The sequence below is a fragment of the Herbiconiux sp. VKM Ac-2851 genome, assembly GCF_013205105.1.
GTDB lineage: Bacteria > Actinomycetota > Actinomycetes > Actinomycetales > Microbacteriaceae > Herbiconiux > Herbiconiux flava.
The window spans coordinates 892,686-904,159 of the sequence record NZ_JABMLJ010000003.1 but is presented as its reverse complement, the minus strand read 5'-3'; the positions used below and the strand labels follow the sequence as shown (position 1 = coordinate 904,159).

At 71.0% G+C, this 11,474-nt stretch carries 6 protein-coding genes; 4 read left to right on the top strand and 2 right to left on the bottom strand.

Annotated features, from left to right (window positions below; all coding sequences use genetic code 11):
* The first annotated feature begins 11 nt into the window (after positions 1 to 11).
* The gene (locus HQQ85_RS17530) at positions 12 to 986 is read left to right on the top strand and encodes an endonuclease/exonuclease/phosphatase family protein (protein WP_173183766.1); all 975 of its coding nucleotides are present in this window, start codon (positions 12 to 14) and stop codon (positions 984 to 986) included.
* A 46-nt stretch (positions 987 to 1,032) separates the two neighbouring features.
* Here HQQ85_RS17530 and glgX read toward each other — a convergent pair whose 3' ends face one another.
* Positions 1,033 to 3,093, bottom strand: coding sequence for a glycogen debranching protein GlgX (gene glgX, locus HQQ85_RS17525; protein ID WP_173183765.1), 2,061 nt, complete (start codon positions 3,091 to 3,093; stop codon positions 1,033 to 1,035).
* A 48-nt stretch (positions 3,094 to 3,141) separates the two neighbouring features.
* On the opposite strand from glgX, the gene HQQ85_RS17520 reads away from it, so the two are divergent.
* Entirely contained in the window at positions 3,142 to 4,332 is a 1,191-nt protein-coding gene (locus tag HQQ85_RS17520; RefSeq protein ID WP_173183764.1) for a cysteine desulfurase family protein, read from the top strand.
* A gap of 37 nt (positions 4,333 to 4,369) precedes the next feature.
* Here the strand turns inward: HQQ85_RS17520 and glgP are convergent, their stop codons facing one another.
* Positions 4,370 to 6,931, bottom strand: coding sequence for an alpha-glucan family phosphorylase (glgP, locus tag HQQ85_RS17515; RefSeq protein WP_173183763.1), 2,562 nt, complete (start codon positions 6,929 to 6,931; stop codon positions 4,370 to 4,372).
* A 114-nt stretch (positions 6,932 to 7,045) separates the two neighbouring features.
* Here glgP and HQQ85_RS17510 point away from each other — a divergent pair, with 114 nt between their 5' ends.
* Together HQQ85_RS17510 and glgB are read left to right on the top strand one after the other, a co-directional pair.
* Positions 7,046 to 9,211 carry a maltotransferase domain-containing protein gene (locus HQQ85_RS17510; protein WP_173183762.1) on the top strand — a complete coding sequence of 722 codons (2,166 nt, stop codon included), beginning with the start codon at positions 7,046 to 7,048 and terminating at the stop codon, positions 9,209 to 9,211.
* Positions 9,211 to 11,430 (top strand): 1,4-alpha-glucan branching protein GlgB, encoded by a 2,220-nt coding sequence (gene glgB / locus HQQ85_RS17505; RefSeq protein ID WP_173183761.1) that lies wholly within the window; start codon positions 9,211 to 9,213, stop codon positions 11,428 to 11,430. Before HQQ85_RS17510 ends, glgB begins: the two co-directional genes overlap by 1 nt.
* Positions 11,431 to 11,474 lie beyond the last annotated feature (44 nt).

Here is an 11,474-nt window from a genome sequence, read left to right as displayed (position 1 = left end):
GAATGTTCCCGATGTCAGCACTGCTCGAGAAGCCGCGTCAGAGCGGCCGTCCGACACCGCCGAGGCGGCGGCGCAGCCGCCCCGCCCTGGCCATCGCGGTGTGCCTGGCCTCGCTCGCACTCGCTCTGCTGCTCGCTGCCCACGTGCTCGTGCCGCGGATGCTCGGGCTCTCGCTCATCGTCGAGTCCGCCCTCCCGTGGTTCGGCGCCGCGATCCCGGTGCTCCTCGTGGCCGGTCTGATCGCGCGCAGCCGGGGTGCGGTCGCCGCAGCCCTCATCCCCGCGATCGTGTGGGGTGTGATGTTCGTGCCCGCGCTGGTACCGCTGACGCAGAGCGCGGGCGGAGCATCCGGAACCCTGACCGTGGCCAGCCAGAACGTCGAGGCCGACTCGGGCACCGCCGCCGAATCGGCGCAGGCGCTGGCCGCCCAGGGCGCCGACGTGATCGGGCTGCAGGAGATGGACGACACGGCCCGCGCCGAGGTCGAGGCGGTGCTGAGCGAGAGCTATCCGCACTCCTACGGCATCGGCACGGTGGGCGTGTGGAGCAAGTACCCGATCGAGAACGCCCAGGCGCTCGACCTCGGGCTCGGTTGGCAACGCGGCATCGCGGCCGACCTGGCGACGCCGACTGGGCTGGTGAGTCTCTACGTCATCCACGCGGCGTCGGCGCGACCGGCCGACCACGAAGCCCGCGACGAGATGCTCGCGAACCTCGCCGACTACGTGCCGCGCGACGAGAACGCGCGGCTGATCATGATGGGCGACTTCAACGCGGGCAGCTCCGACCGCAGCCTCGCGGGCCTCACCGACCAGCTCGCCGAACCGAACCAGAACGGCGGCGGCTTCGGCTTCACCTGGCCGGCCGCCTTCCCGGCGACCCGCCCCGACCACGTGCTCTCGCGCGGCATGGACGTCACGTCGAACTCCACCCTGCGCGCGGGCTCCTCCGACCACCTCGCGGTGATCACCACCCTGGCGCTGTAGCGAAGCCGCGACACGGCAACGCGCGAAGCGCGCCAGCCGCTCTCAGTCAGGAGGAAAGCGCCCGGTACAGCTGCAGCGACGCCGCCGCCACCGCGACCGACGTGCCCGGCACGAAGCGCGGCAGCTCATGCCCCGCGGGCAGCACCTCGTTCGACGAGTCCCAGAGCAGCTCGTACCCCACGACACCCTCGTGCACCGGCAGCGTCACCGAGATCGGCGACTCCACCCCGTGGATCACGGTGAGGATGCGGTTGAACGGCTCCTGCTCCGGCGTCGACGCCGCCACGTACTGCAGCGTGCGGTTCTCGGGCGAGTTCCAGTCGGCGATCGACATCGACTCCCCCGCGGCGTCGTACCAGTCCATCTGGCTCGACCCCGGCGTGCGCTCGCCGAAGACGCCGTAGCGCACGGGGCGCAGGGCCGGGTTCTCCCGCCGCATCCGCAGCAGGTGCTGGGTGGTGCGCCAGAGGTCCTTCTGCCAGGTGCGCCTGTCCCACGACAGCCAGGTCAGCTCGCTGTCGTGGCAGTAGGCGTTGTTGTTGCCCTTCTGGCTGCGCCCGAACTCGTCGCCCGCTGTGATCATCGGCACGCCGGCCGAGAGCAGCAGCGTGCCCATCAGGTTGCGCATGGCGCGCCGCCTGGCCTGCTCGACGGCCCGCGAGGTGGTGGGCCCCTCGATGCCGTGGTTGTACGACATGTTGTTGTCGCTGCCGTCGCGGTTCGCTTCGCCGTTGCCCACGTTGTGCTTGACGTTGTAGGCCGTGAGGTCGGCGAGGGTGAATCCGTCGTGGGCCGTCACGAAGTCGACCGAGGCGAGCGGGCCCCTGGCCTGCGCGAAGGTGTTCGATGATCCGGCGATGCGCGTGGCGAGCATCCCGACCCCGTCGCCCGGGTTGCCGTTCTCGCGGATCGACTTGATGTCGCGCAGCCAGAACTTGCGCATGCGGTCGCGGTAGCGGTCGTTCCATTCCGACCAGCCCGCCGGGAAGTTGCCGGTCTGCCAGCCGCCCATGCCGACGTCCCACGGCTCGGCGATCATCTTCACGTCGGCGAGCTCGGGGTCGCTGACGATGCCGGTGATCAGCGGATGCTCGTGGTCGTAGTAGTGGTCGCCGTTCCGCCCGAGGGTGGCCGCCAGGTCGAAGCGGAACCCGTCGACCTGCACGTCGTTCGCCCAGTACTTCAGCGAGTCGAGGATCATCCGCGACACGGCCGGCGTCGCGGTGTTGATCGAGTTGCCGCAGCCCGTGACGTCGACGTAGTCGCCCCGCGCCGTCTGCCGGTAGTAACCGGCGTTGTCTATGCCGCGGAAGCTGGTGGTCGGGCCCATCCGCCCCTCTTCGGCGGTGTGGTTGTAGACCACGTCGAGGATGACCTCGAGCCCCGCCTCGTGCAGCAGCTTGACCATGCCCTTGAACTCGCGCAGCACCGCCGCCGGCCCCTCGGCCTGGGCGGCGCGCGAGGCGTAGAGCGAGTGCGGGGCGAAGAAGCCGAGCGTGTTGTAGCCCCAGTAGTTCGTCAGGCCCTGCTTCTGCAGCCGCTGCTCGGAGACGAAGGCGTGCACCGGCAGCAGCTCGACGGCGGTGACGCCGAGGCTCTTCAGATAGCCGATCGAGGTGTCGTGGGCGAGGCCTGCGTAGGTGCCGCGCAGGTGCTCGGGGATGCGCGGGTTGAGCTTCGAGAGCCCCTTCACGTGCGCCTCGTAGATGACGGTGTGGTCGAGCGGGGTGTTCGGCTTGGTGACGCCGTGCCAGTCGAACTCCTCGTCGACCACGACGCTCCGCCACTGCTCCCGGCCGGCGCGCACGAGCCCGCGGGCGTAGGGGTCGATCAGGGCGAGGCTCGGGTCGAAGGCGTTCTGCGAACCCTCGAGGCCGTTCACGCGCAGCGTGTAGCGGCGGCCGGGGGCGAGGCTCCGGGTGCGCGCGCTCCAGACGTTCGACGCGTCGTCGCGCTCGAGCGGCACCGTCTTGTAGACCCAGTTCGGGTCTTTGCGGTCGTAGAGCAGCAGGTCGATGCTCGTCGCCGTCGACGACCAGACCCTCAGCTCTCCGCCGTGCGAGGTCTGGCGAACGCCCAGCCGGGCGAGGGGGTCGGCCGCAGTCATGCGACTTAGAGTAGTTGCAGCCGGTTCACCCACTGAAATCCCCTCATCATGCCTGTCTATCTCGACCACGCCGCCACCACGCCGATGCTCCCCACAGCCCGCGCGGCCTACGTCGACGCGCTCGGCGTCGTGGGCAATCCCTCGTCCATCCACAGCCAGGGCCAGCAGGCGAAGCGGATGCTCGAGGAGGCGCGCGAGGCGATCGCGGCCTCGCTCGGGGCCGAGCCCGTCGAGGTCATCCTCACCTCGGGCGGCACCGAGTCGATCAACCTCGGCGTGAAGGGGCTGTTCTGGAAGCGCGCGCCGCGCCGCGTCGTGCTCGTGCCGGGCGGGGAGCACCACGCCACGGTCGACGCGGTCGAGTGGCTGGCGTCGCACGAGGGGGCCGAGGTCGTGACGATGCCGGTGGATGCGCTCGGCCGCCTCCAGCCGTCGGTGCTGTCGTCGGCGCTGCAGAGGTACGGCGACGACGTGGCCCTCGTCAGCCTCCTCTGGGCGAACAACGAGGTGGGCACGATCAACGACGTCGCGGCGCTCGTGGCGGTGGCCCGGGCATCCGGGGTGCCCGTGCACGTCGACGCCGTGGCGGCCTACGGGTACCTGCCGGTCGCGTTCGATGCGGTGGGGGCGGCCGCGCTCAGCGTCTCGGCGCACAAGATCGGCGGGCCGGTGGGAGTCGGGGCGCTGGTGCTGGCGCGGGCGTGGGAGGTGGAGCCGCTCATCCACGGCGGCAGCCAGCAGCGCGTGCGCTCGGGCACCCAGGACGTGGCGGGCGCGGTGGCCTTCGCGGCGGCGGCCACCTCGACGCGTCCGTTCCCGAAGCCTTCGTTCGTGGCCGAGCTAGCGGCGCTGCGGGACCGGCTCGTGGCGGGCATCCGGTCGGCCGTGCCGGAGGCCGTGCTGCGCGGCGACCCCTCGCCGGAGGGCCGCCTCCCTGGCAACGCCCACCTGACCTTCCCCGGCTGCGACGGCGACTCGCTGCTGTTCCTGCTCGACCTGGCGGGCTTCTCGGTCTCGACCGGCTCGGCCTGCCAGGCGGGTGTGCCCGAGATCTCGCACGTGCTGCTCGCGATGGGCATCCCCTCGAACGAGGCCCGCGGCGCCCTCCGTTTCACCCTCGGCCACGGCACGACGGCCGAAGAGGTCGACGCTCTCGTCGCCGCCCTCCCCGCCGCCTATGCCTCGGCCCGCCGGGCGGGCCACTCGACGAGGACACCCGCCCCGACCGCGTTCGCCTGACCCCGAGACGGCATGACCCGAGGCCCGAGCGCTGGCGTTAGTGGGCGACCGCGATCAGGCCCAGCTCGGCCGGCGAGGCCAGATCGGCGTTCTTCGGCACGATGCGCACGGTGTAGCCGAACGAGCCGGCGCGGCCGAGCTGCACCGTGCCCGCGTAGACCAGCTCCGACGAGTCGCTCGAGGCGGGCGCCGCCGCCAGCTCGACCGCGTGCGTCTCGGCGAGTTCGTCGCCGTGCACCGCGTGCCCGTAGACGACCTCGACCGCCACGTCGGACGGCGCGAGCCCGCCCAGCTGGACGTGCGCCCGCACGTGCAGCTCGTCGCCGACCTGCGGGGTGTCGTCGAGCCCGCCCGACTCGACGTGCACGACGGAGACGTCCGGCCAGGCGGCGCGCACGCGCTCCTTCCACGCGGCGAGCGCGCGGGCCTCCGAGTGGTCGTCGGCGGTCATCACGCGCTCGGCCTCGGCCGCCGGGATGTACAGGCGCGTGACGTACTCGCGCACCATGCGCTCGGCGCTCAGCTCGGGCGAGAGCGTGGCGAGGGTGTGCCGGATGCTCTGCATCCAGTGCCCCGGGATGCCGTCGCCGTCACGGTCGTAGAACCGCGGCGCGACCTGGTTCTCGAGCAGGTCGTAGAGCGCCTCGGCCTCGAGAGCGTCGCGCTCGGCCGAGTCGCCCGCGGAGTCGGCGGTGGGGATGGCCCAGCCGTTCTCGCCGTCGAAGTACTCGTTCCACCAGCCGTCGAGGATCGAGAGGTTCAGCCCGCCGTTCAGCGCCGCCTTCATCCCGGAGGTGCCGCAGGCCTCGAGCGGCCGCAGCGGGTTGTTCAGCCAGACGTCGGTGCCCGGGTAGAGCAGCTGCGCCATGCCGATGTCGTAGTTCGGCAGGAAGACGATGTGCGTGCGCACCTCGGGGTCGCTCGCGAACTGCACGAGCTTCTGGATGAGGCGTTTGCCCTCGTCGTCGGCCGGGTGCGACTTGCCCGCGATCACGAACTGCACGGGGCGCTCGGGGTTCAGCAGGATCGCCTTCAGCCGCGCGGGGTCGTGCAGCATCAGCGTGAGCCGCTTGTAGGTCGGCACGCGCCGGGCGAAGCCGATGGTCAGCACGGACGGGTCGAGCAGGTTCTGGAACCAGGCCGGCGGGATCGAGTCGGGGTTCTGCTCGCGCCAGGCCTCCGTGACCCGGCGGCGGGCGTCGTGCACGAGCTGGCGCCGCATGTCGCCGCGCACCGCCCAGAGCTCGCCGTCGGTGACTGCGTCGGAGCGCCAGTCGGCGACCGTGGTGTCGCCCGTGCCGAGCTTCGTGCGCGCGAGTTCCTGCAGGAGCGGGTCGGTCCAGGTGGGGGCGTGCACGCCGTTCGTGACCGAGGTGATCGGCACGTCGTCGCGGTCGAAGCCCGGCCAGAGGCCGCTGAACATGCCGCGCGAGACGGCCCCGTGCAGCACCGAGACGCCGTTCGTGCGCTGGCCGAGCCGGAGCCCGAGCACCGCCATGTTGAACACCTCGGGCGAACCGCCCTCGTAGTCCTCGGCACCGAGCGACAGCGCCGACGGCACGTCGAGCCCGGGCAGCATGTCGGTGGAGAAGTAGCGCTCGACGAGCCCGCGGTCGAAGCGGTCGATGCCGGCCGGCACCGGCGTGTGCGTGGTGAAGACGGTGCCCGCGCGCACGACCTGCAGGGCCTCGTCGAAGGAGAGCCCGTTGCCGATCAGGGTCGAGATGCGCTCGAGGCCGAGGAACCCGGCGTGCCCCTCGTTGGTGTGGTAGACCTCGGGCATCGGCTGGTCGGTGAGCTCCGAGACGACCTCGAGGGCGCGCACGCCGCCGATGCCGAGCAGCAGCTCCTGCAGCAGGCGGTGCTCGCCGCCGCCGCCGTAGAGCCGGTCGGTCACGCTGCGGAGGGCGTCGTCGTTGTCGGGGATGTCGGTGTCGAGCATGAGGAGTCGCACGCGGCCGACCTGCGCCTGCCAGATGCGGGCGTAGAGGGCCCGGTCATCGGGCAGGGCGAGCACGATCTGCGCGGGGGTGCCGTCGGCGAGGCGCAGCACCGAGAGCGGCAGCCCGTCGGGGTCGAGCACCGGGTAGCTCTCCTCCTGCCAGCCGTCACGGGAGATGGCCTGCCGGAAGTAGCCCGAGCGGTAGAACAGCCCGACGCCGATGATCGGCACACCGAGGTCGGACGCGGCCTTGAGATGGTCGCCCGCGAGGATGCCGAGGCCGCCCGAATACTGGGGCAGCGCGGCGGCGATGCCGAACTCCGGTGAGAAGTAGCCGATCGAGCGCGGCCGCGGGCCCTCGAGCCCCTGGTACCAGCGGGGCTCGCCGAGGTAGGCGTTCAGGTCGTCGCGCAGGCTGTTCGCCCACGCCACGAAGCCCTGATCCTGCGCGAGCTGCTCGAGCCGCTCGGGCCGCACCGCACCGAGCAGCGCCACCGGGTCGCCCTGCGTCGAGCGCCAGTCGTCGGGCGAGATGTGGGCGAAGATCTGCTGCGTCGGCTGATGCCAGGCCCAGCGCAGGTTCGCGGCGAGTTCGCCGAGCGCCGACAGGGCCTCGGGCAGTACGGAACGGACGGTGAACCTGCGGATCGCTCTCACGCGACGCCCTCCTTCGAACGATGGGTCCTCGATCCCGGCAAGCATAGGGCCGAGGGGCGACGTCGGCGTGAACAGGCCGTTGCAGGCCCTCCCTTTCTCGGTAGGGTCTGACATGTGGCAGCTACTCGGAAACGTCCCGCAACGACCCCCGCCTCCAAAGCCCGCACGAAGGCCGAGGCGCCACCGGCGGCGCCCGCCGTCGCAGAGCCGGCAGCACCGGCAGCACCGGCCGCCGCGACTCCGGCAGCGGCAGCCCCGTCCGCCGAGGCCTTCCGCCCCGCGGTCGGCCGCATCCCCATCCTCAACGTCTTCCCCTCGGTCGACGGCGGCCGCTTCACCGCGAAGGGCTACGTCGGCGAGGTCATCCCGTTCGGCGCCACCGTCTTCCGCGAGGGCCACGACGCCGTCGGCGCGCACCTCGAGCTCGAGGCCCCCGACGGCACCGTGATCGACCGCCCGCTCACCCGCACCCACAGCTGGGACGACGAGTGGCGCGGCCTCGCCCAGGTCACGAGCCCCGGCGCCTGGCGCTTCCGCATCCGCGGCTACAGCGACGACTACGCCACCTGGGAGCACAACGCGAGCGTCAAGATCGCGGCCGGCATCGACGTCGAGCTGATGTTCGCCATCGGCGCGCAGCTGTTCCACCGCCTCTCCACCGAGGAGCACCGCCCGGCCGAGGAGCGCACGATGTTCGCCGAGATCTCGGCGCAGCTCGGTGAGACGGCGGGGCCTCCGGCCGAGCGGCTCGGTGCGGCCTTCGGCACGCGGGTGACGGATGCTCTGCGAGCCCGCCCCGCCGAGAGCCTCGTCACCCATTCCGACTGGCAGCCCCTCAAGGTCGAGCGCACGCTCGCGGGGGCCGGCGCCTGGTACGAGTTCTTCCCGCGGTCGATCGGCGCCGAGCAGGCCGCCGACGGCAGCTGGACGAGCGGCACCTTCCGGAGTGCGGAGGCGCGCCTGCCCGAGGTGGCCGCCATGGGCTTCGACGTGCTCTACCTGCCGCCCATCCACCCGATCGGCGAGGCCTTCCGCAAGGGCCGCAACAACACCCTCGACCCCCAGCCGGGCGACCCGGGCTCCCCCTGGGCGATCGGCGGTGCGGCCGGCGGTCACGACACCGTGCATCCCGACCTCGGCACCCAGAGCGACTTCGAGCACTTCGCCGCCGAGGTCGCGGCCAACGGGCTCGAGCTGGCGCTGGACTTCGCGCTCCAGGCGTCGCCCGACCACCCGTGGGTGGCCGAGCATCCTGAGTGGTTCACGACCCTGCCCGACGGCACGATCGCCTACGCCGAGAACCCGCCGAAGAAGTACCAGGACATCTACCCGATCAACTTCGACAACGACCCGGCGGGCATCCGGGCCGAGGCGCTGCGCATCCTGGAGCACTGGATCGCCCTGGGCGTGAAGATCTTCCGGGTCGACAACCCGCACACGAAGCCGCTGGACTTCTGGGAGTGGATCATCCACGAGGTGAACACGACGCACCCCGAGGTCGTCTTCCTCGCCGAGGCCTTCACCCGGCCGGCACCGATGCAGGGCCTCGCGAAGGTGGGATTCCAGCAGTCGTACAGCTACTTCACCTGGCGCAACACGCGCACCGAGATCGAGGAGTTCTTCACCTCCATCTCGCAGGAGACCGCCGACTTCATGCGGCCGAACCTGTTCGTGAACACCCCCGACATCCTCACCGAGTACCTGCAGTTCGGGGGCCGCCCGGCCTACCTGATCCGTGCGGTGCTCGCGGCCACCGGCGCCCCGCTCTGGGGCGTCTACTCGGGCTACGAGCTGATCGAGAACGTGGCCCGCCCCGGCGCCGAGGAGAACCTCGACAACGAGAAGTACGAGTACAAGGCGCGCGACTACGCCGCGGCCGAGGCGAGCGGCCTCTCGATCGCGCAGGAGATCACTCGCCTGAATGCCATCCGCCGCGAGCACCCGGCCCTCGGTCAGCTGCGCAACCTGCGGGTGCACGGCAGCGACGACGACGCGATCGTGGTCTACTCCAAGCACCTCGACGCCGAGTTCACCCCCGACGGCGTCGCCGACACCATCCTGGTCGTCGTCAACCTCGACCCGCACTCGGTGCGCGAGACGACCGTGCACCTCGACCTCGCCGAGCTCGGCCTGCCAGCCGGCTCGACCTTCGGCGTCACCGACCTGCTCACCGGCGACAGCTGGGAGTGGTCGGAGCACGACTACGTGCGGCTCGACGCGTTCAGCCGCCCGGCGCACATCTTCCACGTCACCCGACCCAGCGAAGGCGGAGCCTCCTGATGACCACCCCCGACGGCACCACGGCCCTCACCCTCCCCGAGCTCTCCGACGAGGTGCTCGCCAAGGTGGCGAGCGGCTCGTTCTACAACCCCCACGAGGTGCTCGGCCAGCACCTCGTGAACGCGGCGGGCGTCTCCGACCCGATCACGGTCATCCGCACCCTGCGCCCCTTCGCCACCGAGGTCAGCGCCGTGCTCTCGAACGGCGCCCGCGCCTCGCTCACCCACCTCTGGGGCGGCATCTGGCAGGGCTTCACGCTCACGGGCCTCAATGACTACGAGATCGAGGCCCGCTACGACGACGGCTCGGTCTGGACGGCCGACGACCCCTACCGCTACTCCCCCACGCTCGGCGAACTCGACCTGCACCTGATCGGCGAGGGCCGGCACGAGAAGCTCTGGGAGGTGCTCGGCACGCGCATCGAGACCAAGCGCGGCGTCGACGCCGACACCGAGGGCACCGCCTTCGCCGTCTGGGCGCCGCACGCCAAGGCCGTGCGCGTCATCGGCGACTTCAACGGCTGGGACGGCACGCGCCACGCGATGCGCAGCCTCGGCGGCACGGGCGTCTGGGAGCTGTTCATCCCGGGCATCGGCGCCGGCTCCAACTACAAGTGGGAGATCCTGACCCAGTACGGCCAGTGGGTGCAGCGCGCCGACCCGATGGCGCGTGCCACCGAGGTCCCTCCGCTGACCGCCTCGGTGATCGGCGAGAGCTCGTACACCTGGCAGGACGACGAGTGGATGACCACCCGCGCCTCGACCGACCCCCACGTCAACCCGATGAGCGTCTACGAGATGCACCTCGGCTCCTGGAAGCCGGGGCTCGACTACCGCACCCTCGCCGACGAGCTCATCCCCTACCTGGAGCACACCGGGTTCACGCACGTGGAGTTCATGCCGCTGGCCGAGCATCCGTTCGGCGGCAGCTGGGGCTACCAGGTGACCGGCTACTACGCGCCCACCTCGCGCTTCGGCTCGCCCGACGACCTGCGCTACCTGATCGACCGGCTGCACCAGGCGGGCTTCGGCGTGCTGATGGACTGGGTGCCCGGGCACTTCCCCAAGGACGAGTGGGCGCTCGCCCGCTTCGACGGCGAGGCGCTCTACGAGCACTCCGACCCACGCCGCGGCGAGCAGCCCGACTGGGGCACGCTAGTGTTCGACTTCGGCAACAGCAAGGTGCGCAACTTCCTCGTCGCGAACGCGCTGTACTGGCTCGAGGAGTTCCACATCGACGGCCTGCGGGTCGACGCGGTGGCGAGCATGCTCTACCTCGACTACTCCCGCAAGGAGGGCGAGTGGCTGCCGAACCAGTACGGCGGGCGCGAGAACCTCGAGGCCATCAGCCTGCTGCAGGAGGTGAACGCCACCGCCTACCGCAAGTACCCCGGCATCGTGATGATCGCCGAGGAGTCGACCTCGTGGCCCGGCGTCACCCACGCCACCAGCCGCGGGGGGCTCGGTTTCGGCATGAAGTGGAACATGGGGTGGATGCACGACACCCTCGCCTACATCGCCGAAGACCCGATGTACCGCATGTACCACCACGGCGAGATCACCTTCTCGTTCATCTACGCCTTCAGCGAGAACTTCATGCTGCCGATCTCGCACGACGAGGTCGTGCACGGCAAGGGCTCGCTGCTGAACAAGATGCCGGGCGACCACTGGCAGAAGCTGGCGAACCTGCGGGCGTACCTCGGCTTCATGTGGGCGCACCCGGGCAAGCAGCTGCTGTTCATGGGCCAGGAGTTCGGGCAGCCGAGCGAGTGGAGCGAGGAGCGCGGGCTCGACTGGTGGATCCTCGACCAGCCGGTGCACCAGCAGCTGCTCTCGCTCGTCGGGCACCTCAACCGGGTGTACCGCGAGAACCCGGCCCTCTGGGCGCTCGACAACGAGCCCGCGGGCTTCGAGTGGATCGACGGCGGATCGTCGTCGCAGAACCTCGTCTCGTTCCTCCGCTGGGACAGCGAGGGCAACCCGATCGCGGTGCTGATGAACTTCTCGGGCGCCCCTGTGGGCCCGTACCGCGTCGGCCTGCCCTTCGGCGGGCGCTGGGACGAGCTCGTCAACACCGACGCCGTCGAATACGGCGGATCGGGCGTCGGCAACTACGGCGCCGTCGAGGCCGAGTACGTGCCCTGGTCGGGCCGCCCGGCCTCGGTCGAACTCACGCTGCCGCCGCTCGCGGCGCTCTTCCTCAAGCCCCACCGCGACTGACGCCGGATCGATCCGTCGAAAAACGCCCTCTCGATGACCTGAGA